The organism is Candidatus Eisenbacteria bacterium, from assembly GCA_035577985.1.
In the GTDB taxonomy this organism is placed as follows: Bacteria; Desulfobacterota; Binatia; order DP-6; family DP-6; genus DATJZY01.
Genome location: DATJZY010000065.1, coordinates 54,469 through 81,018, shown reverse-complemented (window position 1 = coordinate 81,018; position 26,550 = coordinate 54,469). Strand labels below are relative to the sequence as shown.

Genomic DNA, 26,550 nt, shown 5'->3' with positions numbered 1-26,550 from the left:
CGCGCAGACGCCATGCGTGCGAGCCCCGCGGCCGCCAGGACGAGCAGCAGCGGCACGATCGTGATGCGATAGCGCATCTTGCCGATGAACAACGCGTAGCCGAGCCCGAAGGCCAGCATCACGCTCGCGAGCAGCACGGCCTCCGCGCGCCGGCGGCGCCACAGCGTCAAGAGACCGATCGCGCCGAGCCCGAGCTCGGCCGCGGACGCGGCGGCGCTCACGCGATCGCGCAGGCCGGCGGGAAACGACGGCTCGACGGGCAGCCGGGGATCGTCGTCGTGCAGGCCGGCGCGCCGTTCGGGGTTGTCGGTCGTGAGGCGCTGGGGGTACAACTCCCAGAAGTGCAGAAACTCGCGCCCGACGTGCGTGGCGAGGAAGAGGGGCCGCTCGCACGCCTGCCGCAGCAGGGCTTCGACGAGCCCGCGGTCCTGTACGTCCGCCCCCGACACGGGCGCGGAGCGGGTGCCGGCGGTGGCGATCGGCGCGAGGGCCCCGTGGAATCGATAGTTGCGATACGTCCACGGAGCGAGTGCGAGGCCGCATCCTGCGATCACGGCCATCGCATGGAGCGCGCGGCGGCGAGGGGGCGCCGCGACGACCGAGGCGATCCACGTGGACACGACGGGCACGACGAGCAACGCCACGGGACGGAGTTGCGCGAGCACGCCGAGCGCGATTCCGACGGCGGCCGAGACGCCGGCGGCGTCGCGCCTCGCCGCGCGGAGCGCGCCCAGGACGATGGCGACCAGCAGCACCGCCGCGATCGCTTCCGGATAGAGGAGGCTTCCCGCGACCACCAGCAGCGGGTCGAGCGCGTAGAGCATGCCGGCGACGAGCGCGGCCCGGCGGTCCAGCAGCCTGGTCGCGAGCACCATCACCAGCACCGCGCCGACACCCGTGACGACGGCCTGCGCGGCACGCACGCCGAGCACACCGCCGGGCGCCAGCCCCTCGAATGCCGCGACCACGATGGGATACGCCGGTACGCTGCGATACTGCGATCCCAGGCCGTTGCCCTCGCGGAGCCGGGTCGCCGCGTCGAAGTAGACGCCCTCGTCGGCGAAGTGGAGCCGATCTCCCAGCAGGGCGGCCGCACCGAGACGCGCGACCAGGGCCGCGACGACGACCGCGAGCGCCGCCCACCCGGCTCGCGTCATGCCGGATGAAGGACCCGCGTGAGCACGGCGTCGATCATCGTCCCAGCCTACAACGCGGCCGACACGCTGCCCAAGTGTCTGCGCGCCCTCGCGCCGTCGATCGGCACGACGACCGACCTCGTCGTCGTCGACGACGGATCCACGGACGCCAGCGCCGCCGTGGCCGAGGCCCTGAACGTGCAGGTGCTGCGCCGGCCGGCGCCCGACGGACCCGCCGCCGCCCGCAACCACGGCGTGCGGCACACCACGGGCGAGGTCCTCGTCTTCGTCGACGCGGACGTCGAGGTGGCTCCCGGCGCCGTGGCGCGGGCACTGGAGACGCTCGCGGCGGCGCCGGAGCTGGCCGGCGTGTTCGGGTCCTACGACGACCGACCGTCGGCGCCGGGGCTCGTGTCGCAGTTCCGCAACCTCCTCCACCACTACGTGCACCAGCACGGCGCCGCCGAGGCGTTCACCTTCTGGGCGGGCTTCGGTGCCCTGCGCCGGGATGCGTTCGTCGCGGCCGGCGGCTTCGACGAGCGCGGGGCCATCAACGCGATCGAGGACGTGGATCTCGGATATCGCCTGCGCGCGTCCGGCTTCCGCCTGCGCCTCGACCGCGACATGCTCTGCACGCACCACAAGCGCTGGACGCTCGCATCCATGGTGCGGGCCGACGTCATCTCGCGTGCCGTGCCGTGGTCGCGTCTCGTGCTCCGAACCGGCGTGGCGCCGCCCGACCTCAACCTCGCGGGGTCGCAGCGCTGGAGCGTCGCGCTCGCGGGCGTCCTCGTCGCGACCCTTCCCCTCCTCGCCTGGCCGGCGGCACGTTTCGTTGCGGCCGCGGCCGGGCTCGGGGTCGTCGCGCTCAACGGGCGGTTCTACGGCTTCCTGCAACGTGCGCGCGGCACCGCGTTCGCCGTCGCGTGCGTGCCGCTCCACCTGCTCCACTTCGCATGCGGTGGCTTCGGCTTTCTCTGGGCGTGGGGAGAATCCCTGCTGCCGCGCAGGACGACACGCGATGCCGTCGCGTGACGGCAGAATGCGAACCGGGGTCGTCATCGGCGCCGGTCCCGCCGGGCTCACCGCGGCGTGGGAGCTCCTGCGCTACGGCGTGCGTCCGATCGTGCTCGAACAGGGCGGCGACGTCGGCGGGCTCGCGCGGACGGCGCAATACAAGGGCTTCCACTTCGACCTCGGGGGTCATCGCTTCTTCACCAAGGTTCCGGAGGTGCAGGCCCTGTGGCGCGAGCTGCTCGGCGACGACCTCCTGCGCCGCCCGCGCCTGTCGCGCATCTACTATCGGGGACGGTTCTTCCGCTATCCGCTGCGACCGCTCAACGCCCTCTTCGGTCTCGGCGGATGGCAGAGCGTGCGGGTCGGCCTCAGCTATCTCAAGTGGCAGGTCTGGCCGCACGACCGCGAGGAGACCTTCGAGGAGTGGGTGACGAACCGCTTCGGACGGCGGCTCTTCCTGCACTTCTTCAAGACGTACACCGAGAAGGTGTGGGGCGTGCCGTGCACGGAGCTGCGTGCGGAATGGGCGGCCCAGCGCATCAAGGATCTGTCGCTGCGCACCGCGCTGGCGAGCATGTTCGTGCGGCCGCGCCGCACGATCACGACGCTGATCGAGGAGTTCGACTACCCGCGGCTCGGGCCGGGCATGATGTGGCGTGCGCTCGCCGATCGGATCGTGGCGCAGGGCGGCGACGTGCGGCTCGGCAGCCGCGTCGTCGCCGTCGACCGCTCGGGCGACACGGTGGGCGGTGTCACCGTCGCCTCGAACGGCGGGGAGACGACGATACCGGCCGACGTCGTCGTGTCGACGATGCCGGTGACCGAGCTGGTCCGGCGCCTGGATCCGCCGGCGCCGGCGGCGGTGCTGAGCGCCGCGGATCAGCTCCGCCACCGCGACTTCCTGACGGTGTGCCTCATCGTCCGGCGCGCGAACGTGTTCCCGGACAATTGGATCTACGTCCACGACCCCGACGTGCAGGTCGGGCGCATCCAGAACTTCAAGAACTGGAGCCCCGACATGGTGCCCGATCCCTCGCGGACCAGCCTCGGCCTCGAGTACTTCTGCAACGAGGGCGACGATCTCTGGACGCGCTCGGACGACGCGCTGGTGGCGCTCGGCGCGCGCGAGCTGGCGCGCATCGGCCTGGTGCACGAAAGCGAGGTGGAGGACGGCTGCGTCGCGCGCGTCCGGCACGCCTACCCGATCTACGACACCGGCTACGCCACGCACCTCGACGTGATCCGGCGCTTCGTCGACGGCCTCGGCCGCCTGCGCACCGCGGGGCGGAACGGCCTCCATCGCTACAACAATCAGGACCACGCCATGGTGACCGGGACGCTCGCCGCACGGAGCCTGGTCGCCGGCGAGCAGTACGATCTGTGGAGCGTCAATACCGATCCCGAGTACCACGAAGAGGTCCACGCCGAGGCCAAGACGCGTCTCTCACCCGCCGCGGCCGGATGGATGGGGTGACGGCGGACGCCGTCCCCCCGCTCCGTCTGGGGCTCGTCGGCTTCGGGCGCCTGGCGCGGAGCTACTACCTGCCCGCGTTGCGCCGGCTGCCCGGCGCACGTGCCGTCGCGGTCGCGGACCCGCTGCCGGCGTCGCGCGCCGAGGCCGCGACCGCGCTGCCGGGCACGGCGGTGTGCGAAGACCTGGAACGTCTCCTCGTGCACGCGCCGGATGCGCTGCTCGTGGCGACGCCTCCGTCGACACACCTGGCGCTCTGGAACGCCGCGCAGGCGGCGGCCCTGCCCGTGTTCCTCGAGAAGCCGTTCGTGCTCGCCGGACAGCTCGGCGCGGCGACCGGCGACGCCGCCGCACGCGCGCGGCTCATGGTGAACTTCAATCGTCACTTCTGGCCCCCGTATCAACGCCTGCGCGCGCTCGTCGCCGCCGGCCGGGTCGGGCGCGTGACGCGCATCGAGTTCGCGCTGCACGTGGACCTACGCGCCTGGTCCGACGTCACGCAGCACCGGCTCTCGCCGAGCGACGGGGGCGTGCTCCACGACCTCGGCAGCCAGGCGCTCGCGCTCGTGCCGTGGCTCGCCGGTGCGGAGCCGGTCGGCGTCGAGACGGCCCTCGCCTCGCGCCGCTGGCCCGACGATCACGTCGTGCTGCGCCTGCGCTTCGCCGACGGCGCCGAGGCCGTCTGTGATCTCGCCTACGACTCGCGCACGTACGAGCGGGTGTCGATCAGCGGAGCCGCGGGGCGCCTCCGTCTCGAGGACCCGAACATGGCCCTCCACGCGGAGCCGCTCCGCAGCGGGCGGTGGCGGGGCCGCCCGCGCGATCTCGCCGTCCTCGCCTACCGGGCGCTGCGGCGCTCGCACTCGATGGCGCGCTACAGCATCCACGCGGCGCTGGCCGCGTTCGTCGCGAGCGTGCGCTCGCGCGGACCGTTCGTTCCCGGCTGGGACGCGGCGGTACGCAACGTCCGTGCCATCGAGACCGCGGTCCGCGCCGCCGGCGCGGGACGCGAGCTGCGTCTGGAGACGTGGTCGTGACGCGGCGCCGGCTCGTCCTGCTCGGGCTCGACGCAGCCGACATCGATCTCGTCGAGGCGCACCGCGGGGCGCTGCCGACGCTGCGACGGGTGCTGGGCGACGCCGCCGTCACCCGCCTCGACTCGACCGCCGGCCTCCTCCCGGGCTCGGTGTGGCCGACCTTCGCGACCGGAGTGCTGCCCGGCGTTCACGGCGTGTACCATCACCTGCAGTGGGACGCCGCGGGCATGCGCTTGCGCCGGGTCGCGGGCGACTGGCTCGATTGGGAGCCGTTCTGGAACGGTCTCGAGCGTCGCGGGCTCGACGTGGCCGTGCTCGACGTCCCGATGACGTTTCCGTCGCGGCTCGCCCGCGGCATCGAAGTCACGAACTGGGGCTCGCACGATCAGCTGGGCCCGTTCGCGGCCCGGCCGGCGGCGGTCGGCACCGAGATCCGCCGCCGCTTCGGCCGGCGGCATCCGATGGGATACGAGATCCCGGTCGACAAGACGCCGGCGCAGCTCGGCCGCATCCGCCGCGACCTCGTCGCCGGCGCCGCGCGCAAGGGCGAGCTCGTCCGCTGGCTCCTCGGGCGGCGCGACTGGGATCTCTTCCTCGCAGTGTTCGGCGAGACGCATCGCGGCGGGCACATCCTGTGGCCCGAAACGAGCGGGGGCGGGCTCGACGCGCTCCTCGACGTCTACCGCGCCGTCGATACCGCGCTGGGCGCGGTCCTCGACGCGGTTCCACGCGACGCGACGATCGTCGTCTTCTCGCTCCACGGCATGGGGCCGAACATCTCGCAGGAGCACTTCGTCCCGCTGGTCGTGGATCGCCTGAACGCGGGCCACGGAGCCGCCGCGACGCCGGCGAGGCGCGGGCTCGTCCGCTGGCTTCGTGATCGGGTGCCGGCCGGCGCGCAGAATGCGGTCGCGCGCATGGTCCCGGTCGCCGTGCGCGACGAAGTGATGAACCGGCAGATCACGGGCGGCCGCGACTGGACCAGCACGCCGGGGCTCGCCCTGCTCGCCGACCTGAACGGCTACCTGCGCTGGAACCTCCGTGGGCGCGAGCGGGACGGTTGCCTCGACGCCGACGGAGACGCGCTCCGACGCTACGCCCAGCGGACGGCGGAGTGCTTCCGGGGCCTCCGGGCGGCCGACACCGGGATGCCGCTCGTCGCCGACGTGGCCCTGGCTCGTGACGCCTTCGCCGGGCCACGGGTCGCCAACCTCCCCGACGCCGTGGTCACGTGGGTCCAAATGCCTCCGGTCGCACGCGTGCGATCGGAGCACCTGGGTGAAATGGCGGCCGAGCTCGCGACCGGCCGCGGTGGCAATCACCGGCCGGTGGGGTTCTGCGCCATCCTCGGGCCCGAGGAGACCCGCCGGCAGGCGGCGCATGTCCGCCACATCGCCGACCTGGCCCCCCTCGTGACCGAACGGATCTTCGGTCCGCGGTAGTTCACACGCGCGACGGCTTCGGCTACGAAGCGCCGTGCCCCGCATCTCCGTCATCGTGCCGACGTACAATCGCAGGGCCACGCTCGCGCGTTGCGTCGCCGCACTGCGGGCGCAGGCCTATCCGGCAGCCGAGCGCGAGGTGATCGTGGTCGACAACAACTCGACCGACGGCTCCATCGATCTCATCCGGCACGAGCCCGGCGTCGTGCTGCTGCGCGAGCCCCGCCAAGGGGCGTACGCCGCGCGCAACCGCGGGCTGCGACGCGCCGCCGGCGAGATCGTGGCGTTCACCGACGCGGACTGCGTGCCGCGTCACGACTGGCTCGCGCGCATCGACGAGGCGATGCGCGATCCCGGCACCCGCATCGTGCTCGGCCGCAGCGAGCCCGCGTGGTCGTCGCCGGCCCTGCGCCTGCTCGGAGCGTACGAGCACTACAAGGAGCGATACGTCTTCGGGACGCGCAAGGCCGAGGTGTACTACGGCCGCACGAACAACATGGCGGTCCGGCGCGAGCTCTTCGACGCCGTCGGGCCGTTCGCCGAGCGCCAGCGGGGCGCCGACGCGATCTTCGTCCAGCGTGCGGTGGATCGCTTCGGCTGCGACGCCGTGCGGTACGAGGGCGGCATCCACGTGCAGCACGCCGAGCTCGAGCGCCCGCGGGAATACTTCCGCAAGGTGTACCTCTACGGGAGGTCACGCCGGCGCCACCGGGCGCTGGCGCGCATTCGGACCCTCACGACGGCCGAGCGGTTGCGGGTCTTTCGCGATACGGTGCGCGGCGAGAGGCCGTCGGCGGCCGAGACCGTGGCCTTCCTGGCGCTGCTCGTGGTGGGTGCGGGCTCGTGGACCGCAGGTGATCTCGCGGCGCGCCTGCGATCGCGGGACGTCGCCTGATCTGCCGGCTGTGACCTCGCGACGACTTCCTGCAGTTCGAAGCGCGCGACGACTGACGGCCCCGCACCCGCAAATTCGATCAGGGTCACAAGTCGATGTGCACGGACGGCGCGACGCCCTTCGACTCGACCGCGGGCACGACGCCGTGTCAGGGCACGAGCTGCGATCCGGAGCAGTGCGTGCCCGATCCGGGCGACATCGACGAGTGCAAGGGCGACGACGTGCCGGCGTCGATCATGGTACGCCTCGATCGCGCGCACCGCCTGCTCGCGCGCATGCACGGCAAGAAGAAGGGGAAGGGCCTCAGCCACGCAGCCGTGAAGCAGCTGGACAAGGCCGCTCGCCTCGCGTCACGCGCGGCCGACCGCGGGACCCTCGCCGGCGATTGCGCGAGCGCCCTCGCCGACGCGCTGGACAGCGCGGGCGCCTGCGCGCAGTGCAGCCAGTAGCGCCCGGCGCCTAGGAAGCCGACCCGAGCCTCCGTCTTGGGTCGGTCTCCTCTAGCGCGGGAGCTGCCCGACGGCGCGCCCGAGATTCCGCTCGACCTCCGGGGTCTGCCCGCCGGCGGCCATGAACGCCGCCATGCGCTCTTGCGTGGCCGGTGATTCGAGCGACAGGTTGAAGCAGTGCGCCTCTTCGAGGAGGCCGGCGACGACGCTCTCGTCGGCCGCGTTGACGGCCCGCTTGGCCAGCGCAATCGCCTCGGCGGGAAACGACGCGATCCGGCGCGCCAGGCGATCGACGAACGGCCCCAGCTCGGCCGGCGGCAGCGCGCGATTGAGGTAGCCCCAGCGCTCCGCGAGGTCGGCCGGCACGTCCTCGCAGCCGAGGATGATCTCGAGCGCGCGGGCGCGCCCGACCAGGCGCGGCAGTCGCTGGGTGCCGCTGCCGCCGGGGATGATGCCGAGGGCGACCTCGGGCTGCGCGAGCACGCACCTGCCGAGCGCGCCGAACCGCATGTCGCACGACAGCACGAACTCGCTGCCGCCGCCGCGCGCGATGCCCTCGATCTTCGCGATCGTCGCCTTGGGCATGGTGCGCATGCGGTCGACCATGGCGTGGAAGAAGCCGAGCTTCGACGGCTTCGGCGGCGCCGTCGTCGGCAGCGTCCGGATCAGCTCGACGTCGGCGTGCGCGATGAAGAAGTCCGGGTTGGCGCTCTGGAAGACGGCGACGCGCACCGCGGCGTCGGCTTCGAGCTCCTCGCCGACCCGCAGCATGTCCATGATGAGGACCATGTCGAACAGGTTGATCGGCGCGTGGTCGATCGTGACCCAGGCGACGCCTTCCTCGACCTGCACCCGCAGAGACTGGTAGCCGTCGTACGCCATCACGCCTTCCATACCTGGGGCGGCTTGCCGCTCATGAGATGCGCCAGCGACCACAGCTCGATGCGCCACGGATCGAGCCGCAGCGCGCCGAACGACGCGTCCTCGACGCCCTTGGTGAAGAACAGACCGGGATCGTAGCCGAGGGGCGGTGGGAGGGACTTGAACCAGTCCCAGAGCCGCTGCTTCTCGGCGAGACGCTCCTCCCAGACGGTGTGACAATCGACGTGCACCTGCTCCTGCGCGTCGTCCATGTACGTGAGCGACGCCCACGCGCTGTCGTCGAGCTCGCGCGCCTTCACCGACTGGCGACCGGTGAGGAGCCAGCCGGTCCGCCCGTCCCACAGCGGGTGCACGATCCGCGACCGGATCCGGCGCTGCGCGTCGGCCGTCGCCATCGTGCACCAGACGGTGCGCTTCACGCGCCGCGCGAACTCCTCGGCGATGACGTCGAACGAACGCACGCGCACGTCAGATCTTCAGCCAGACGCTCTTCACCTGCGTGTAGAGGTCGAGCGAGTGCTTCGACATCTCGCGACCGTATCCGCTCTGCTTGTACCCGCCGAACGGAGCGACGACGTCGAAGACGTTGTAGCAGTTGACCCACACCGTCCCGGCGCGGAGCGCGCGCGCGACGCGGTGGGCCTTCGAGACGTCCTTGGTCCACACGCCGGCGGCGAGGCCGTAGAAGGTGTTGTTCCCCTGGAACACGGCGTCCTGCTCGTCCTTGAACGGCAGCACCGAGACGACCGGGCCGAAGATCTCCTCCTGCGCGATCCGCATGTCGTTCTTGACCCCGGTGAAGACGGTTGGCTTCACGAAGTAGCCCTTCTCGAGGCCCTTGGCCGTGTTGCGCTCGCCCCCGGTGAGCGCCTTCGCGCCCTCCTTCTTGCCGATCTCGAGGTAGCCGGTCACGCGATCGAGCTGCTCCTTCGAAACGAGCGGACCCACCTGCGTGTCGGGCGCGAGTCCGGGCCCCTGCTTCATGGTCGCCGCCGCCTTCGCGAGCGCGCCCGCGAACTCGTCGTGCAGCTTCTGCTGGACGAAGAGGCGCGTCCCCGCGCAGCACACCTCGCCCTGGTTGAAGAACACGCCCATGAGCGCGCCCTTCACGGCCTCCTCGATGTCGGCGTCGGCGAAGACGATGTTGGGCGACTTGCCGCCGAGCTCGAGCGAGACGCGCTTCAGCGTATCGGCGGTCTCGCGGTGGATCAGCTTCCCGACCTCGGTCGAGCCGGTGAACGCGACCTTGTCGACGAGCTTGTGATGGACGATCGCGGCGCCGGCAGTCTCGCCGTAGCCGGGCACGATGTTGACGACGCCGTCGGGGATGCCGGCTTCCTGGAGCAGCTCGCCCAGACGCAGCGCCGTGAGCGGCGTCTGCTCGGCGGGCTTCAGCACCACCGTGTTGCCGCAGGCGAGCGCGGGGCCGAGCTTCCAGGAGGCCATGAGGAGCGGGAAGTTCCACGGGATGATCTGCCCGCACACGCCGACCGGCTCGCGCAGGGTGAAGTGGAAATACGCCGGATCCGCGGCGCTCGTCTCGCCGGCGATCTTGTTCACCCAACCGGCGTAGTAGCGGATCGTATTCGCCGCCTGCGGGATGTCGACGTTCTTGGTCTCGAAGAGCGACTTGCCGTTGTCGAGCGTCTCGAGCTGCGCGAGCTCCGTCGCGTTCTTCTCGATCAGGTCGGCGACCTTGAGCAGCATCCGCTCGCGCTCGGACGGCGTCATGCGCGGCCACGCGCCGTCGTCGAACGCCTTGCGCGCCGCTTTCACGGCGCGATCGACGTCCTCCTTGTCGCCTTCGGCGACGTGCGCCAGGTCCGATCCGTCGGCGGGGTTCACGGTCGCGAAGGTCTTGCCCGACGCGGCCTCCACCCACTTGCCACCGATCAACATCTTGCGGACCGGGGTCTTCACGAACTTCTGGACGGACGGCTCGATCTGCGCGGCAGCTCCCATGGCGTGCTCCTCCTCTGGTCGCCGACTAGCCCTTGTCGCCCGGAGCGTCAACGTCTCGCCGGTCGAAGTCCCACGCCCGCCATGGTAGAGACGCTCGGCGGGGAGGCGGCGATGGCGGATGAACTCGAGCGGATGCGGCTCGCCCGGCGTGGGTTCGGCGAGCGCGTGTGGACGGCCCTCGGCTCGTTCTTCGGCTCGCCGCTCACGCGGTCGGTCGTGCTGCCCGTCATCGCGGTGCTCGTCGCCCTGAAGCTGCTGACGCCGCTCTGCTTCACGTACGTCGGGCCGAACGAGTACGGCATCAAGGTGGTGCAGGTGCCGCTGCTCGGCCATCGCGGCGTCCACGAGGAGGTGTACGACACCGGCTACCACTTCGTGCTGCGCCCGTTCGGCGTCGAGCGCATGTACCTCTTCCCGAAGGACGTGCAGGTCCTGGACTTGACCGGCACGCGCGAGGAGGCGGCGCAGGAGGCCCGCGTCACCAAGGCGGCCCACATCCAGACGTCGGACGGCTTCTTCGTCGACGTCGACGTGAGCATCCTCTATCGCATCGTCGACCCCTACAAGGTCTTCACGACGCTCGGCTCGGGACGCCTCTTCGAGACCAACGGCATCGTGCCCAAAGCGGAGCCCGTCCTGAAGCAGACGCTCGGCGAGCTCACGACCGAGGAGTTCTACAACAGCCTCAAGCGGCACGCGAAGGCGGAGGCCGCGCGCGACCTCTTGAACGCCGATCTCGAGAAGCTGGGCGTCGAGGTGCAGCAGGTGCTCGTGCGCTACTTCCGCTACACCGACGAGATCCAGCGCAACATCGAGGACAAGAAGCTGAAGGATCAGCTCGTCTTCAAGAACCAGGCCGAGGGCCGCGCGGCGACCGAGGGCGCCCTCTTGAAGAAGATGATTCAAGAGGGTCAGGCGACGGTCGACATCAAGCTCCAGGAGGGCCGCGCCTACGTCACGCGCAAGGAGGCCGAGCGCGACCTCTACGTGCGCACCAAGCGGGCCGAGGCCGATCTCCTCGTGAAGCTCGCCGAAGCGAAGAAGACGCAGCTCCGCAACGACGCGCTCCAGGGCGCGGGCTCCGATCGCATGGTGGGTCTCAAGCTCGCCGACGTCTACAAGGGGGTCGAGTTGCTGGTGCTCCCGAGCGACGGCCCGAGCGGCGTCAACCCGCTCGATCTCACCCGGACGATGCAGCTCATCGAGAGCAAGAAGTAGGGGATGGCGATGGGTCGGTTGACGCTCGTGGCGCTGGCGCTCCTCCTGGTCCCGCTCGCCTTCTACCCGCACACGACCGGCCCGACCGAGGTCGGCGTGCGCACGGTCAAGTGGGCCCCGTTCGGCAAGGTCGGCGTCCAGCCCGACGTGTACGACCCCGGCGCCACGTACTTCTTCCCCGCCGTCATCAACGACTGGCACACCTTCGACACGAAGATCCAGAACGTCGAGATGACGTTCGACCGCAATCGCGGCGATCGCGCGACGCGCGACGACCTCCTCTTCAAGACGATCGACGGCAACGACATCAGCCTCGACGTCATCGTCACCTACCGCATCAAGAAGGAGGAGGCTCCGAAGATCATCCAGCAGGTGGCCGCCAACGACTTCGAGCTGAAGGACAAGATCGTGCGCACGATCGCCCGCTCGCGCCCGCGCGACATCTTCGGGGAGCTGAAGACCGAGGAGTTCTACGTCTCGGACAAGCGCGACGAGAAGGCCGAGCGCACGCGCGACGAGCTCAACAAGCTCTTCGAGCCGTACGGCATCGTCGTCGAGCGCGTCTCGACCAAGGACTACCGGTTCAACCCGGCCTACCAGAAGGCGATCGAGGACAAGAAGGTCGCCGACCAGGTCGCCGAGCAGAACAAGTCCGCGACGAAGGCGTCGCAGGAGGAGTACTTGAAGCGCCTCGAGGACGCGAAGGGCGAGGTCGCGCAGATGGTCGCGCAGTCCGACGGCCGCTTCCGCCAGGCCCAGATCGAGTCCGATGCGTACTACGAGCAGCAGCAGCGCATCGCCGCGGCGATCGAGGCCGAGGGCGCGGCGGAGGCCAAGGGCATCACGGAGATGAACAAGGCGCTCGCCGGGAGCGGCGGCGAGGTGATGGTGAAGCTGAAGCTCGCCGAGGCGCTCGAGGGCAAGCGCATCCTCCTGCTCCCCGTCTCCGGCGGCGGGCTCGACGTCAAGACGACGAACATGAACCAGCTCCTCGAGACCTACGGCGTGCGCAAGCTCGCCGAGGGTCAGTAGGCGAGGCGGAGCCCGGGACGCGGCCAGTCGATCGCGACGAGCTGGCCCGTCCCCGAGCAGGTGATGAACGCGGTGCGGAGGTCCGCGCCGCCGAAGCAGATGTTGGTGGTGAGCGGATCGCCGGTCGCGACGTGCTCGAGCACCTCGCCGGACGGCGCGATCACCGTGATGCCGCCGTTCACCAGCGTCGCGACGCACACGTTGCCGGCGCTGTCGACCGCGAGCGAATCGAAGAGCTGGTAGCCGGGCAGCCCGCACAGGAGCGCCCCGCCTCCGGGCCCGAGCGGATTCATCGCCAGCTCGCCGGGTCCGACCACGTCCCACATCCAGACGCGGCCCGTGTACGTCTCGGCGGCGTAGAGCTTCGCACCGTCGGGCGAGAGCCCGACGCCGTTGGGCGCGTCGAGCGGAAAGACGACCTCGCGGACGAGCGAGCCGTCGGCGCGCGCGTAGAAGAGCCCCGTGCGATCGCGGTCGCGCTCGCGCGTCTTGCCGTGGTCGGTGAACCAGAAGCCGCCGTGGCGATCGAAGACGAGATCGTTCGGACCGCGCAGCGGCCGGCCGTCGCACGCGGTGTAGAGGTCCCGCACCTTGCCGGTCGAGAGATCCACGCGCTGGATGCGCCCGCCGATGTAGTCGGCGGGTTGGTTGCCCGGGATCAGCAGGCCGCCCAGGTCGTGCCACTCGAAGCCGCCGTTGTTGCACACGTAGCACGCGCCGTCCGGACCGATGGCGGCGCCGTTGGGCCCGCCACCCGTCTCGGCGACGACGGTGATCCTCCCGTCCGGCGCGACGCGCGAGAGCGTGCCGCGCTTGATCTCGACCAGGACGACGCTCCCGTCGGGCATGGCGATGGGACCTTCGGGAAACTGGAGGCCGGTGGTGATCGTGCGCATGGATCGACTCGCTAGCACGCGCCGTGGCAGGTAGGCCACAGCCGCATGACGGACCTCCTCGCGGCCGGACGTACGTGGGGATCGACGCCGGCAGAGCGTGCCGTGCCGTTCCCGTGCGACCGTCACCTCGCCGCAGGAGACGCATGGTTCCGCGCGCGCGACGTCGCCGCGCCGGCGCCGGTTGTCTTTCGACGCAGCCCACGCGCCCTGACGCCCGGCCTGGAGCGGCTCGAGGTCGGCCTGCGTGTGATGTGACGCTCGCGTCAGGCGAGCGCGCGCGCGACGTCCTCGAGCGCGCGCGCCGCGTCGTCGGACGTCGTCGCGCGGCGGAGCCCTGCCACCAGGTAGTCGAGCCCTGCATCGCGGTACGCATCGAGATCGCGACGGATCGCGTCGCGATCGCCGTAGAGTGCATGGCCCGCCGGCCCCCCCGGCAACACGCCCTTGCGGATGCTGACGGTGAACGCCGCCTTGCCGTGCGCGGCGGCCTGCTCGCGGGCGCGCGCCGCGAGCGGGCGAAGCTCGTCGGGCGAGAGATCGATGCCGTGCCATCCGTCGCCGATGCGTGCCGCACGCTCGATCCCGCGCGCGGAGTTTCCTGCAATCCAGAGCGGCGGGTGCGGCAGCTGGCGCGGGCGCGGACCGGTCCGCACGGGCGGCAGCCGGTACGTCTCGCCCTCGAAGCGCGCCGTCTCTCCTGTCCAGAGCGCCTTGCAGACGCCGACGTAGTCCTCCGTACGCCGCCCGCGCCGCTCGAACGGTACGCCGAGCGCCGCGAACTCCTCCGCGAGCCAGCCGACGCCGATCCCGAAGATCACCCGGCCCCCCGAGAGACGATCGAGCGTCGCCACCTGCTTCGCCGTGACGACGGGATTCCGATACGGCATCACGTACGCGCTGATGCCGAGCCGCACGCGCGACGTCGCGCCGGCGAGCCACGCGAGCGTGACCATCGGCTCGTAGAACTCCTCGATGACCCCCATGTCGCCCGGCTTCGGATCGGGTCGACGATCGTACGGATAGACGCTCCGCACGCCCTCCGGAGCCACCAGATGGTCGCTCACCCAAACCGAATCCACCCCCTCGTCCTCGGCCAGCCGCGCCAGCCGCACCAGGGTCTCGGGCGCCGCAAGCGGCCCATAGTTGGGCAACGCGATCCCGAACCGCATGCGCCGCTCTACACCGCCGCCGACGCATCGATCCAGCACGCCGGGCGTGACGGAATGCGGCCGGCTCCGCCGGGCTTCGCCGGCCGCCGCACCCCGCCCGCGCGTACCACCGACGCCCCACCCTCGCCCCGACCCGAGACGAAGTCTCGGGTCGGAACTAATGCAGGTCCGGCACCCGCCGCAGCTTGTCGGGGTTCACCACCGCGCGCACCGCGGTCACGAGCCCGTCCGCCACGTCGAACACCATCACGTGGTACGGCCGTCCCGCGAGGTACGTCACGACACCCGGCTGGCCGTTCACGAGGGCCATCCGGAACGTGACGTCGGGGGGCGCTTTGCGCCAGATCCCCGCGAAGAAGCGCGCGACGCGCATGGAGCCCCGGATCGGATTGCGCGCCGCCACGCGCTTCCCGCCGCCGTCGGACCACAGGACGACGTCGTCCGCCAGCATCGCGGCCAGCGCGCGGACGTCGCCGGTCGCGATGGTGGCGAGGAACTGGTGCGTGAGGCGCTCCTGCTCCTCGCGCGACACCGTCGGGCGCCGCCGTGCGGCGACGACGCGCTCGCGCGCCCGGTGCAGCACCTGGCGGCAGTGCTCCGGCGTCTTGCCCACGATGCGCGCGATCTCGGCGTAGTCGTAGTCGAACACCTCGCGCAGGATGAACACGGCACGCTCGACGGCGCCGAGCTGCTCGAGCACGACCAGGAACGCCATCGACAGCGACTCGGCAAGCACCATCTGGTCGGCGGGCGACGGCGCCGTCTCGTCGACCAGCGGCTCCGGCAGCCACGGCCCCACGTATTCCTCGCGCTGCGTGCGCGCGGCGCGCAGGTGATCGATGGCGAGGCGAGTCACGACCGTCGACAGGAACGCCTTCGGCGAGGCGACGTCCGCGTCGGCCGCGCGCTCCCAGCGCAGGAACGCCTCCTGCACGACGTCCTCGGCGTCGCTGGCGGTGCCGAGCATGCGATACGCGATCGAGAAGAGGAGCCCGCGGTGCTCCTCGAAGGTCGCTGTGCGATCCACGACCCCTATTCCTCCACCGTCGCCGGCATGGGCAAGGGGCGCGCGCCGTGCGGCGGAACGGGCCAGCGGTACACGGGGATGCGCAGCCGCGACTCCGTCCGGATCGAGAGCACGGTCGAGCGGCAGACGATCTCCTTCACGAGCGCCCCGCGCCATCCGGTCCAGACGCGCGGCCGCGGCCGGTCGCCGGTGTCGACGTGCTGGACGAGGCCGTCCCGCCGCCCGAGGCTCATGCACCGGATGGCGTAGGCGAAGCGGAAGGCATGCGGCGAGGCGCCGCACCGCGCTCGCGCGATCTCCTCCGCGGCATGAACCCCGAGCGGCATCGCGGTCGCGCACGCCATGCGCAGCTCGCTCCCGTCGTCGGCGCGGACCACCGCGGCGTCGCCGGCGACCAGGATCTCCGGGCGGCCGGGCACGCGCAGCGTCGCGTCCACGCGCACGCGGCCCGAGCCGTCGACCGGAAGCCCGGCCTGGCGCGCGAGGTCCGGCGCGCGAAAGCCGCCGCCCCACAGGCAGAGATCGTATGCGATCCGATGGCCGCCCTCGACGAGCGCCGCACCATCCTCGAGCGCGACCACGCGCGCGTGCTCGCGCACGGTCACGCGCAGACGCCGCAGCGCCGCCCGCACGTGCGCGACGCCTTCCGCGGACAGCGGCGCGCCGAACGCACCGCTCGTCGCGAGCGCCACCTCGAGCCGCGGATGGCGCTCGGCGAGCTCGGCCGCTGCTTCGATCCCGGTCGCGCCGCCGCCGACGACGAGCACGCGCCCGCCACGCGCGGCGAGCACGGCCACGTCGGATGCGATGGCGCGGGCCGCCGCGGGATCGTCGAGCACGCGCGCGTGCTCGGCGCCGCCGGGCAGACGAGCGACGTCGCTCCGGCTGCCGAGCGCATACACGCACGCGGTGTACTCGAGGCTCCGGCGGCCGCCGCCGGCGCACCCGACGATGACGCGACGAGCGTCCGGCTCCCAGGTGACGACGCGCCCGTGGACGAAGGTGGCGCCGCGCGGAAGCATCTTCCGCATCGGCCGCACGGCCATCCGCTCGCCGGCCGCGAGCTGATGCAGTCGAATGCGCTCCACGAACTCCGCGCTCGCATCCACGACGGTGAGCCCGAGCCCGGCGCAGCGCTCCGCGAGTCGCGCCGCCGCCATCTGCCCGGCGTACCCTCCTCCCAAGACGACGACGTGCTCCGATGCCATAGCTTCCTCCCACCAGGGAGACGCATGGTGCCCTCGATCCGTGACAACACGCGGACGACACCGCCGCGATGTCTTACGCGCGCGTTCCCGCGCTGCCGCCGGCTCCGCCGGCCGCGGCATGACGGCTCCACAGCGCGCATCTGCTGCCGCTCGTCCGCGCCGGCATCGGCTTCGTGCATGGCGTCCAGCCGGAGGGAAAGGCAAGAAAGCCAATGGCAAGGCGGTGGGACGGACGCCGAGCATGCTCTGGAGCAACTTCGAGTGGGGGCGGTGGACCCAGCGAAAGCTTCAAGTATACCCTCAACTTTCGACGGTGATCCCGATCTCGATCACGGAGAGCTGGAACCTGACGACGTCGTCAACGGCGGCAAGAGTCACGTTCTGGTGACCTCGGCCAACGACGACGCCGGCACCGCTCGTAAGAAAGCGCCGAGGCACCCCGGGGTGAGGCGACACTGCAGGAGGAGGCGAACGTGAACGAATCGGCAGAGAAGGCGCGACGGGGACTTTTCAAATGGCTCGGCACGGCATTGTTTGCCATGTCAACGGTCATCCCCTTGGCTCAGGTCGGTGCACAGCAGAAGGGCGCGGGGACCCAAGCCGTGGGGCCATACAAGGACTTCAAGGGCGTCATCAAACTCGATGTCCGGGATTCCAAGGCCGACTGGGGCCCGTTCACGCCGAAGAAGGCGCCGGCGGGCGCGCCCAACATCCTGTTCGTGCTCTACGACGACACCGGGCTTTCCGCCTGGTCGCCGTACGGTGGCCGGATCGAGATGCCGACGCTGCAACGGCTGGCTGATCAGGGCCTCACGTACACGCAGTGGCACACGGTGGCGCTCTGCTCGCCCACACGGTCCACGCTTCTGACGGGACGCAACCACACCTTGAACGGCATGGCCGCGATCACGGAGGCCTCCAATGGGTTTCCCGGCTGGGCCGGCCGTATCCCGCCGCAAGCCGCCACCATCGCGCAGGTCCTCCAGGACAACGGCTACAGCACCTTCTGGCTGGGCAAGAACCACAACGTTCCCGAGCAGGATGTCGCCGAGGGTGGCGACCGGAAGACGTGGCCGCTCGGCCAGGGATTCGAGCGCTACTACGGATTCATCGGCGGTGAGACCAACCAGTGGTATCCGGACCTCGTCCAGGACAACCACTTCATCGAGCCGCCGTACTCACCGGAGGAGGGCTACCACCTCTCCAAGGACCTGGCCGATCAGGCGATCAAGATGATCCGGGACCAGAAGTCCTCGAGCCCCTCGAAGCCGTGGTTCATGTTCTACAACCCGGGCGCCAATCATGCCCCGCACCACGCTCCGCAGGAATACATCGACAAGTACAAGGGCAAGTTCGACGACGGCTACGAAGCGTACCGCACGTGGGTGCTGGCGCGCATGATCGAGAAGGGCGTCTTGCCGAAGGGCACGAAGCTCACGCCAATCAACCCGCTGCCGGAATCGCAGGCACTCCCGGCCGACGCTGTCCGCCCGTGGGATTCCCTCAACGCGGACGAGAAGAAGCTGTTCTCGCACATGGCCGAGGTCTGGGCCGGGTTCTCGGAATACACCGACGCCCAGATCGGCCGCGACATCGAGTACCTGCAGCAGACCGGACAGCTCGAGAACACGATGGTCTTGTACGCCGCCGACAACGGCACCTCCGGTGAAGGCACGCCGAATGGCTCCGTCAACGAGAACAAGTTCTTCAACGGCTACCCCGACGATCTGGCCGAGAACATGAAGATGATGGACAAGCTCGGCTCACCGGACACCTACAACCACTTCCCGACCGGATGGGCGGTCGCGTTCTCGACCCCATTCCAGATGTTCAAGCGGTACGCGCAGTACTCCGGCGGCACGTCCGATCCACTCGTCATCTCCTGGCCGAAGGGCATCAAGGCGCGTGGCGAGCTCCGCAACCAGTACCACCATTCCGTCGACATCGTACCCACGATCCTCGACGTCGTCGGCATCCAGATGCCCAAGGTGTACCACGGCGTCGAGCAGTTCCCGCTCTCCGGCGTGTCGATGAAGTACACCTTCGACGCGACGCCGGATGCGCCGACGCGCAAGAAGCGGCAGTTCTACAGCATGCTGGGCACCCGTGGGATGTGGGAGGACGGCTGGCTCGCTGCCACGGTGCACGCCCCCTTCAACGGCAAGGGCCATTTCGACCAGGACCAGTGGCAGCTCTACCACACGGATATGGACCGTTCGGAATCGACGGACCTGGCGAAGCAGAACCCCGAGAAGCTCGAGGCGCTGAAGAAGGCGTGGGACGAGGAAGCCCGAATCAATCTGGCCTTGCCGATGGATGACCGCACCGCCCCCGAAATATTGGGGATTGAACGCCCCTCGGCCGAACCGAAGCGTGACCGCTACGTCTACTACCCAGGCACGGCTCCGGTACCGGAAGGCGTGGCCGTCAACGTGCGCAATCGCTCGTACAAGATCCTCGCCAACGTCGAGATCACTGATCCGGATGCTGCCGGCGTGATCTTCGCGCACGGCTCCCGCTTCGGCGGGCACGCTCTGTTCATCAAGGACCACAAGCTCCACTACGTCTACAACTTCCTCGGCATCAAGCCCGAGCAGCACTTCGTCTCGACGCAGGAGTTGAAGCCCGGCAACTACACGCTCGGCATGGAGTTCATCCGGACCGGCGCCGGCCCGCACCACGAATCGCTGGGCACGATGAAGCTGTACATCGACGATAAGGTGGTCGCGGAAGGCCCGATGAAGACGCAGCCGGCCAAGTTCACCCTCTCGGGTGACGGGCTCTGCGTCGGGTTCGACAGCGGCGACGCCGTCAGCGCCGAGTACAAGTCGCCCGGCACGTTCCACGGCGGAACGATCCAGGGCGTAGGCGTTACCGTCGAACAGGCGTCGTACGAAGCCCTCGAACTGGAAGCGCAGCGAGCGCTGACGCGCGACTAGCCAGGAATCGTGAGCTACGCGGGCCGCTCGTACGAGCGGCCCGCCACGACAAACAAGAGGGCACTGGGAAGTGGGGGCTATGAGAACCATATCTCATCTGGTGTGCTTGCCTTGCTGCTCGCCGGCTGCGCCCCGCCGAGGGTTGACCTGAGATGACGACGGGGTCGAAGCGGCTGCAGTGCCTGATCCCCATTGTTGCGGCATTCTCGCTGGCCGGATGCGCTGGCACGCATCCGATGATGCCGACGCCGGTGCTGTACACCGGCCCGCGGCCCAGGCCGCTGTTCACAGACGTGCACGCAGACGCCCGGAGGCCTCCGCTCGATCTGCTGTTCGTCACCGACCGCGCTCCGGCGCGGAGCGCTGACCAGCCCGAGCCATACACGGCCGACCGGTCGCGCTCGGTGGCCTTCGGCTCGACGACGATCCTGTTCGGCGAAGGCCTGACGTGGGACACCCTGGTCACGCAGAGCCTGGCTCCCCGGCGGGCGACGTCGCTGGACCTCAAGCTCGGACCGACGCAGGAGCTCGGCCGCTTCCCCAGCATCCCGTACGAGGTCACCGAGACCGCTGGCGGCGTCACGCGTACACCCACCGTCATCGCTGCGCACGAAAGGGCCTCGCAGGGCCTGCAGGCCGAGGTCGCGCGTCGCCTTGCTCTCAGCCCGCGCAAGGAGGTGGTGCTGTTCGTGCACGGCTACCACAACACCTTCGAGGATGCCGCGACGACGATGGGCGAGCTGTGCCACTTCCTGGGCCGCGAGTTCGTGTGCGGCATCTTCAGCTGGCCCGCGGGGGGAAGCCGCGGCATCCTGGCCGGCTACAACGTCGACTACGAATCGAGCGTCTTCGCCAGCGAGCACTTGCGAAAGACGATCCGAACGATTGCCCAGACCCCGGGGCTCGAGCGGATCCACCTGCTCGCCCACAGCCGCGGCACCGCCGTGCTCGTCACTGCGCTATCGGACCTGAACATGGAGGCGTACATGCAGCACAGCAGCCTCGCCCAGCGCTACAAGATCGGCAACGTCGTGCTGATGGCTCCCGACATCGATGCCGATGTGGCCGTCGCCAAGATGTTCAAAGTCCGCTCCGATCCCGACGTGCCCTACGGCTCGGCGCCGGACCCACGAATGGTCTTCGAGCGGACGCCTGGCTTCCGTGTGACCGTCTACGTGTCGCCCGACGACAGGGCGCTCGCCGCGTCGAGCTGGCTGTTCGGAAGCCTCGCCAGGCTCGGGCGCCTCGACACGGCGATGCTGACCCCGGGGCAGATCGAGGACGTTCGCAGGCTGGGCGACGTCGACGTGATCCAGGTCCGCGGCAGGACCGACCTCTTTGGCCACAGCTACTTCACTTCCAAGCCCGAGGTGAGCGCCGACCTCATCGCGATGCTGCGGTACGGACTCCGGCCGAACGAACCGGGCCGTCCGCTGGAAGAGATCGAGCGGCCATTCTGGCGGGTGCCGGCTACAGTCTCTACGCCTACATCAGAGCGAGTCTTGGGTCAGCCTCCTAGTGGCCGTACTTCTGGATTCGATCCGGTTGCGGACGCCGGGGCGGCGTCGGCCGGGGCCCGGCCGTCCGCTTGCCCTGCAGGTCCTCTCGCTGCGCCGCCTGCAGCTCCTCGATCGCGCGGTTGATGAGGTTGACGGCGTTCTGCTGGTGGCCCCCGAAGGTGCCCTTGGCGCTCTTGAGCGTCTCCCGTGCGTCCACCAGCTTCTGCTGGGCCGTGCCGATGGCCGCGGAGTCGCCGCGCGCGGTCCCGACCGCGGCGACGGCGACGACGAACGCTGCGTACGCGAGCGACTTCAACGATCGAGCTCCCACACCGGAAGCGTGACACGATCGGTCAGCCGTTTGAACACCACGCGCACGCGCGCCCCGATCGACATCTCGTCCGGGGTACATCGCACCATGTGTCCCACGATGCGCCCGCCCTCGGGGAGCTGGACGACGACCATGATGTGCGGGAGCAGGTGCTCGAACGCCGGGAGGAACGGCTCGAGGCCGACGACGTAGGTGTAGACGGTCCCCTTCCCGCTCGCCTCGAACCACTCGAGGCGCCGTCCGTCCTTCCAGTAGAGCGGCTTCGGCGGCCAGTGGATCTCGCCCGTCCGCCGATCGCGCTGCTGCATCAGCTTCCCCTCGCGCGCGCCGTCCCAGAACGGGCCCATGACCGGATCGTCGAGGTCGGGAAGCGGATAGTCGGGGTGGAGCTGCGTCTCGACGATGAACTCGCTCATGCCCTACTCCGCCCGCAGCACGACCGCGCTGGTCGCGACGCCCGACGCGCCGGTGACGAGCGTCGCCTTGCACCCCGGCACCTGGTTCACCGACGTGCCGCGGAGCTGCCGCACGCCTTCGAGGATGAGATTGAAGCCGTGCACGTACGCCTCGGAGAGACCGCCGCCCGAGGTCAGCACGGGGAGCGCGCCGCCGAGCTCGATCCGGCCGCCTTCGGTGAAGGGGCCGCCCTCGCCGCGCTTGCAGAAGCCGTAGTCCTCGAGGCCGGTGATGACGAGCGGCGTGAAGGCGTCGTAGATCTGCGCACAGTCCATGTCGGCGGGTTTCAGCTGCGAGCGCTTCCACAGAAGATCGGCGCAGAAGACCGACGTCGTCACCATCTCCTTCGTGTTGTTGTAGTTCGCGAGGTGGACCGGGTTCGGGCCCGAGGCCTGCGCGACCGAGTGGACGAGCACCGGCTTCTGCCGGAGGTCCCGCGCGCGCTCGGTCGACGTCACGATGCACGCGAGCGCGCCGTCGGTCTCGAGGCAGCAGTCGTAGAGCGTCAGCGGGTAGCCGATCACGCGGCCCGCGAGATACGTCTGCATGTCGAGCGGCTTGTCGCGCATCATCGCGTAGGGGTTCTTGTTCGCGTGCTTGCGTGCGGCGATGGCGACGTTGCCGAGATGCTGGCGCGTCGTGCCGAACTCGTGCATGTGGCGATGCGCCCACATGCCGATCACGTCGACGGGCCGGATGAGGCCCCACGGCGTGTGCAGCGCCTTGTCGTCGGTGACGAGCTGCTTCTCCTGCGTCCACGGCGCCGACGAGCGTGCGCCGCGATTGCGTGCGCGATGGCAGATGACGGTGGTCGCCAGCCCCGTCACGATCGCGGCGGCGGCCTGCATGATGGTCGCCGCCGACGCCCCGCCGCCGTAGGAGATCTTCGACCACCACGCGAGATTGCGCACGCCCAGGCGCCGCGCGATCGACACCTCGTGCGTGTGCTCCATCTCGAACATCACCATGCCGTCGGCGTCCTCGGCTTCGAGGCCGGCGTCGTCGAGCGCGAGCTGTGCCGCCTCGACGGCGGTGTCCGAGATCGGCCTGCCAATGTCCTTGGCGAATGGCAGGTGGCCGATGCCGACGATGGCGACCTTGTCCTGGATGCGCCGGAAGAGGTCGCGGTCGAGGCCGTCGGTCACGACGTCGGGTTATCACGCCGCTCTTCGGCGGCTCAACTCTATACGGACGCCGACCCGTACGGTATGGACGCCCTATGCGTCTCGCCCTGAAGCTTCTTTCGAGTCTGGCCGCGACGACGCTCGTCGCGCTCGCCCTGCTCGCGTGGTCCGAGCAGCACCGCCGCGAAGAGCTGATGCAGCTCGACCTCGAAGCCGAGGTGCGGATGGCTCGCGCGCTGCGCGCCGCGGTGATGGCCGTCTCCGACGCCGCCGGCCCGGACGTCGCACGCCGCATCGTGACCAGCATCGACGCGAACGTGCCGCGCTCGTTGCGATGGCTCTCGCTGGACGACGTGCCGTCGGTCCCGGGACGCGATCTGCGTGCGGAGGTGACGGCCCATCTGAACGAGGGAACGCCGGTCTGGATCCACCGCACGAACGAGACCGGCGACGAGCTGCGCTACGTCTACATCCCGGTTCCCTCCGCGAAGTACCCGCCCGCCGCGATCGAGGTATCCGAGTCGCTGGCCCCGCGCCACGCCTACGTGCGCCGCTCGCAGGTCCACACGGCCGCCGTCGGGCTCGTCGTCCTGGCGCTGTCCGGTGCGCTCGCGGTCATCCTCGGGCGCATGCTGATCGGGCGACCGCTCACCGTCATCACGGACGGCGTGCGCGCGCTCGGCGAAGGCCGGTTCGACGCCCTCCCCGCGGTCCGGGGGCGCGACGAGCTGGGCGCCCTCGCCTCGGAGCTGACGAGTCTCGGCGCGCGCCTCGCCGCCCGCGACCGGCTCCAGCACGAGGACCGCCTGCGCACGGTCGGGCAGCTCGCCTCGGGCGTCGCCCACGAGCTCGGCACGCCGCTCAGCGTGATCTCCGTGCGCGCCCGCATGATCGCGAATCGCGAGGCTACGGGCGACGAGGCGGCGTCGAGCGCGCAGGCGATCGTCGAGCAGTCCGATCGCATGACCCGGCTCGTGCGCCAGCTCCTCGACTACGCCCGCCGCGAGCCCCCGCACCCGGCGCTGGTCGACGTGCGCGACGTGGTGCGCAAGACGATCGAGATGATCGATCCGCTCGCCCGCAAGGCCGGCGTGACCGTCGACGTGCAGGCCGGCGACCGTCCGATCGAGACGCGCGCCGATCCGGGACAGCTCCAGCAGGTCGTGACCAATCTCGCCATCAACGCCGTCCAGGCGATGGAGCGTGGCGGGCGCCTCGACATCGCCATCGACAGCGAACGGGTTGCCCCGCCGCAGGGCGGGCCGCGCGGGGAGCACTGTCGCATCGTCGTCAGCGACGACGGACCCGGCATTCCGTCCGACCACCTGCCGCACGTCTTCGAGCCGTTCTTCACCACCAAGCAAACCGGCGAAGGTACGGGCTTGGGTCTTCCCGTCGCGCAGGCCATCGTCGCCGAGCACGGCGGCTGGATGTCGGTCGCGAGCGAGCCCGGCCACGGCGCCCGCTTCACCGTCTTCCTGCCGGCCGCGAGCGCCGCGGTCGAGCGCGCCGCCTAGCGCGAATCGACGCCTAGCTAGCCACCGCACCCGGCGCGGCTAGCAATTTGGGCCGGGCGCGCGGGTGTGCGTGTAGGAACGACGCGCCCGACCCGCGCCTGGATCGAAAGGACACGGGTCACCCGACCGATAGGCTCGTGGATTCGAGGGGTTCCGGCCGGCACGCACGATGCACTGACGAGGGTCGTGCGGCGAGGCCCGACCAAGAACACTCCAGATTCCACGATGCCAAACCCCCGTTCACCCCGGCCTCGCCGCACCCCCCCCTTCATAGGAGCACGCATGACGAACGATTCGGCCGAACTGGTACAGCTCGTGACGCGGGTGCCGCGCGACTTGAAGCGCCGCCTGAAGCTCCACTGCTTCCTGCAGGACGTGACGATGATGGACTTCGTCATCGACACGATCAGCGAGGAGCTCTCCACCACCGGCGACAAGACGTCCGCGCGCCGCAAGTCTCGCCGCACCAGCAAATGACGCTCGCGGCGCCGATGTCGCACAAGCACCCGAAGGTCTCTCGTCCGCTCGAGGCCCGGAGCGACCTCGACGGATGGACCCGGCGCCCGAAGGCCGCCGGCGCGCGCCCGAAGCCCGTACGAATGCGCCAGCTCGAGCTGATCCGCACGCTCGAGGATGCCGAGCTGGTCGTCGCACGCCACGCGCTCGCCTCCCCGCTCGGGATCCGGCACCTCCACGCGCTGGCCGAACGCCTCTCGATCGGGACCGTCGACGTGCGCGACGTCACACGCGCCGACCCCGACGAGGGTGACGCAAGTGCCGAGACGATCGCCCGCCTGACGGCGATCCGCCGGCTCGCGGCGTCGCACACCCGGGCCACGACCGGCTCGGCGGCCCGCCTCATGCGCGAGCTGGTGCACCTGCGGCTCCAGCGATCGCAGGTCGAGCGCGTGATCGCGTCGCTCGAGGGCGCAGCGGCCGAGCAGCGCCGGCTGCGCCGGCGGGTGAAGGCGCTCGCGCGCACCCGCGGGCCGGCGCTCGAGACCACCCGCAAGCTCCTCACCCGCAGCGAGTCGACCGCCGGCATGTCGCTCGAGGAGCTCGACCACGCCCTGCACGCCATCCGCAGCGCCACCCGCGACGCCGATGCGGCGCGCGCGAAGCTCGTCGAGGCGAACATGCGGCTCGTGGCGGCCATCGCGCGCCGCTTCGCGCACCGCGGGCTCGATCTCCCCGACCTGATCCAGGAAGGCACGATCGGCCTCCTGCGCGCGATCGACCGCTTCGAGCGCAGCCGCGGCGTCCAGTTCGCCACCTACGCGACCTGGTGGATCCGACAGGCCATCGGCCGGGCCCTCACCAGCCAGGCACGGCCGGTGCGCCTGCCGATCAACGTCGAGGAGGAGCTGCAGACCCTGCGCCGCGAGCGCGATCGCCTCTCGCGGGTCGCGGGCCAGCAACCCTCGGCGCGGGAGCTGGCGAGCCGTCTCGGCGTTTCGGTCGAGCGGGTCGGGGCCCTGCTCGCCGTCGAGCACGACTTCGCGCGCCAGCTCGTTCCCCTGGACGAGAAGCTCGAAGCCGACGACGACCGCACGCACGGCGACGCGCTCGCCGACACGCAGAGCATGACGCCGCTCGAGGCCGCGCTCGCGCGCGGGCTCGCCGCGCAGACCGAGCGCGCGCTCGCCGGCCTCACGCCGAAGGAGCGCAAGGTGCTCCGCCTGCGCTACGGTCTGGGTCGCTGCTTCGATCACACGCTCGAGGAGATCGGCGCCCAGCTCGGCGTGACCCGCCAGCGCATCCTGCAGATCGCGACCCGCGCGATCGACAAGCTCCGCCACTCATCGCGGGCGGGCGCGCTGCGCAGCTTCTACGATCCCTGAGC

General features: G+C 70.4%; 24 protein-coding genes. 14 read left to right on the top strand and 10 right to left on the bottom strand.

Annotation, left to right across the window (positions count from 1 at the left end; all coding sequences use genetic code 11):
* Positions 1-1,157, bottom strand: a 1,157-nt coding sequence (locus VMS22_10600; GenBank protein HXJ34473.1) for a glycosyltransferase family 39 protein, incomplete at its 3' end; no start/stop codon positions are given.
* An 18-nt stretch (positions 1,158-1,175) separates the two neighbouring features.
* On the opposite strand from VMS22_10600, the gene VMS22_10595 reads away from it, so the two are divergent.
* The 6 genes from VMS22_10595 (at position 1,176) to VMS22_10570 (ending at position 7,447) form a co-directional block, all read left to right on the top strand.
* Positions 1,176-2,171 (top strand): glycosyltransferase family 2 protein, encoded by a 996-nt coding sequence (locus VMS22_10595; protein HXJ34472.1) that lies wholly within the window; start codon positions 1,176-1,178, stop codon positions 2,169-2,171.
* A gap of 7 nt (positions 2,172-2,178) precedes the next feature.
* Entirely contained in the window at positions 2,179-3,627 is a 1,449-nt protein-coding gene (locus VMS22_10590) for an NAD(P)/FAD-dependent oxidoreductase (protein ID HXJ34471.1), read from the top strand.
* On the top strand, positions 3,624-4,661 hold the full coding sequence (locus VMS22_10585) for a Gfo/Idh/MocA family oxidoreductase (protein HXJ34470.1): 1,038 nt from the start codon (positions 3,624-3,626) through the stop codon (positions 4,659-4,661). Before VMS22_10590 ends, VMS22_10585 begins: the two co-directional genes overlap by 4 nt.
* The gene (locus VMS22_10580; protein ID HXJ34469.1) at positions 4,658-6,103 is read left to right on the top strand and encodes an alkaline phosphatase family protein; all 1,446 of its coding nucleotides are present in this window, start codon (positions 4,658-4,660) and stop codon (positions 6,101-6,103) included. Before VMS22_10585 ends, VMS22_10580 begins: the two co-directional genes overlap by 4 nt.
* Before the next feature lie 34 nt (positions 6,104-6,137).
* On the top strand, positions 6,138-6,998 hold the full coding sequence (locus VMS22_10575; protein ID HXJ34468.1) for a glycosyltransferase family A protein: 861 nt from the start codon (positions 6,138-6,140) through the stop codon (positions 6,996-6,998).
* Positions 6,999-7,093: 95 nt separating this feature from the next.
* Positions 7,094-7,447 carry a hypothetical protein gene (locus VMS22_10570; GenBank protein ID HXJ34467.1) on the top strand — a complete coding sequence of 118 codons (354 nt, stop codon included), beginning with the start codon at positions 7,094-7,096 and terminating at the stop codon, positions 7,445-7,447.
* Positions 7,448-7,498: 51 nt separating this feature from the next.
* Here VMS22_10570 and VMS22_10565 read toward each other — a convergent pair whose 3' ends face one another.
* The 3 genes from VMS22_10565 to VMS22_10555 are packed head-to-tail and all read right to left on the bottom strand — an operon-like array spanning position 7,499 to position 10,291.
* A complete protein-coding gene (locus VMS22_10565; GenBank protein ID HXJ34466.1) occupies positions 7,499-8,329 on the bottom strand; it encodes an enoyl-CoA hydratase/isomerase family protein in 831 nt (276 codons plus the stop codon).
* Positions 8,329-8,796, bottom strand: coding sequence for a pyridoxamine 5'-phosphate oxidase family protein (locus VMS22_10560; protein ID HXJ34465.1), 468 nt, complete (start codon positions 8,794-8,796; stop codon positions 8,329-8,331). Before VMS22_10560 ends, VMS22_10565 begins: the two co-directional genes overlap by 1 nt.
* 1 nt (position 8,797) lies before the next feature.
* Positions 8,798-10,291 carry an aldehyde dehydrogenase family protein gene (locus VMS22_10555; protein HXJ34464.1) on the bottom strand — a complete coding sequence of 498 codons (1,494 nt, stop codon included), beginning with the start codon at positions 10,289-10,291 and terminating at the stop codon, positions 8,798-8,800.
* Between the two features lie 111 nt (positions 10,292-10,402).
* Between VMS22_10555 and VMS22_10550 the strand changes: the two genes are divergently transcribed.
* Entirely contained in the window at positions 10,403-11,509 is a 1,107-nt protein-coding gene (locus VMS22_10550; GenBank protein HXJ34463.1) for an SPFH domain-containing protein, read from the top strand.
* Positions 11,510-11,518: 9 nt separating this feature from the next.
* Complete coding sequence (locus tag VMS22_10545; protein ID HXJ34462.1) at positions 11,519-12,541, top strand: prohibitin family protein; 1,023 nt, start codon at positions 11,519-11,521, stop codon at positions 12,539-12,541.
* On the opposite strand, the gene VMS22_10540 is transcribed toward VMS22_10545, so the two are convergent.
* Entirely contained in the window at positions 12,535-13,437 is a 903-nt protein-coding gene (locus tag VMS22_10540) for an SMP-30/gluconolactonase/LRE family protein (GenBank protein HXJ34461.1), read from the bottom strand. The two genes, VMS22_10545 and VMS22_10540, sit on opposite strands and share 7 nt — an antisense overlap.
* Before the next feature lie 45 nt (positions 13,438-13,482).
* Between VMS22_10540 and VMS22_10535 the strand changes: the two genes are divergently transcribed.
* Entirely contained in the window at positions 13,483-13,692 is a 210-nt protein-coding gene (locus VMS22_10535; protein HXJ34460.1) for a hypothetical protein, read from the top strand.
* Positions 13,693-13,700: 8 nt separating this feature from the next.
* On the opposite strand, the gene VMS22_10530 is transcribed toward VMS22_10535, so the two are convergent.
* From VMS22_10530 to VMS22_10520, 3 genes are all read right to left on the bottom strand, one after another.
* A complete protein-coding gene (locus VMS22_10530) occupies positions 13,701-14,606 on the bottom strand; it encodes a TIGR03619 family F420-dependent LLM class oxidoreductase (GenBank protein HXJ34459.1) in 906 nt (301 codons plus the stop codon).
* Positions 14,607-14,763: 157 nt separating this feature from the next.
* Positions 14,764-15,633, bottom strand: coding sequence for an RNA polymerase sigma-70 factor (locus VMS22_10525; GenBank protein HXJ34458.1), 870 nt, complete (start codon positions 15,631-15,633; stop codon positions 14,764-14,766).
* Positions 15,634-15,638: 5 nt separating this feature from the next.
* Positions 15,639-16,841: an FAD-dependent oxidoreductase gene (locus VMS22_10520; GenBank protein HXJ34457.1), complete on the bottom strand. Its 1,203-nt coding sequence runs from the start codon at positions 16,839-16,841 to the stop codon at positions 15,639-15,641.
* A 539-nt stretch (positions 16,842-17,380) separates the two neighbouring features.
* Between VMS22_10520 and VMS22_10515 the strand changes: the two genes are divergently transcribed.
* Together VMS22_10515 and VMS22_10510 are read left to right on the top strand one after the other, a co-directional pair.
* Positions 17,381-19,780 carry an arylsulfatase gene (locus VMS22_10515; GenBank protein ID HXJ34456.1) on the top strand — a complete coding sequence of 800 codons (2,400 nt, stop codon included), beginning with the start codon at positions 17,381-17,383 and terminating at the stop codon, positions 19,778-19,780.
* Between the two features lie 152 nt (positions 19,781-19,932).
* Positions 19,933-21,423, top strand: coding sequence for an alpha/beta hydrolase (locus VMS22_10510; protein ID HXJ34455.1), 1,491 nt, complete (start codon positions 19,933-19,935; stop codon positions 21,421-21,423).
* A 168-nt stretch (positions 21,424-21,591) separates the two neighbouring features.
* Here the strand turns inward: VMS22_10510 and VMS22_10505 are convergent, their stop codons facing one another.
* The gene (locus VMS22_10505; protein ID HXJ34454.1) at positions 21,592-22,026 is read right to left on the bottom strand and encodes an OB-fold domain-containing protein; all 435 of its coding nucleotides are present in this window, start codon (positions 22,024-22,026) and stop codon (positions 21,592-21,594) included.
* Between the two features lie 3 nt (positions 22,027-22,029).
* Positions 22,030-23,211: a lipid-transfer protein gene (locus VMS22_10500; GenBank protein HXJ34453.1), complete on the bottom strand. Its 1,182-nt coding sequence runs from the start codon at positions 23,209-23,211 to the stop codon at positions 22,030-22,032.
* 74 nt (positions 23,212-23,285) lie between these two features.
* Here VMS22_10500 and VMS22_10495 point away from each other — a divergent pair, with 74 nt between their 5' ends.
* From VMS22_10495 to VMS22_10485, 3 genes are all read left to right on the top strand, one after another.
* Positions 23,286-24,707 (top strand): HAMP domain-containing sensor histidine kinase, encoded by a 1,422-nt coding sequence (locus VMS22_10495; protein HXJ34452.1) that lies wholly within the window; start codon positions 23,286-23,288, stop codon positions 24,705-24,707.
* 282 nt (positions 24,708-24,989) lie between these two features.
* Positions 24,990-25,184: a hypothetical protein gene (locus VMS22_10490; GenBank protein HXJ34451.1), complete on the top strand. Its 195-nt coding sequence runs from the start codon at positions 24,990-24,992 to the stop codon at positions 25,182-25,184.
* Entirely contained in the window at positions 25,181-26,548 is a 1,368-nt protein-coding gene (locus VMS22_10485; protein ID HXJ34450.1) for a sigma-70 family RNA polymerase sigma factor, read from the top strand. Before VMS22_10490 ends, VMS22_10485 begins: the two co-directional genes overlap by 4 nt.
* The last annotated feature ends 2 nt before the right edge of the window (positions 26,549-26,550 follow it).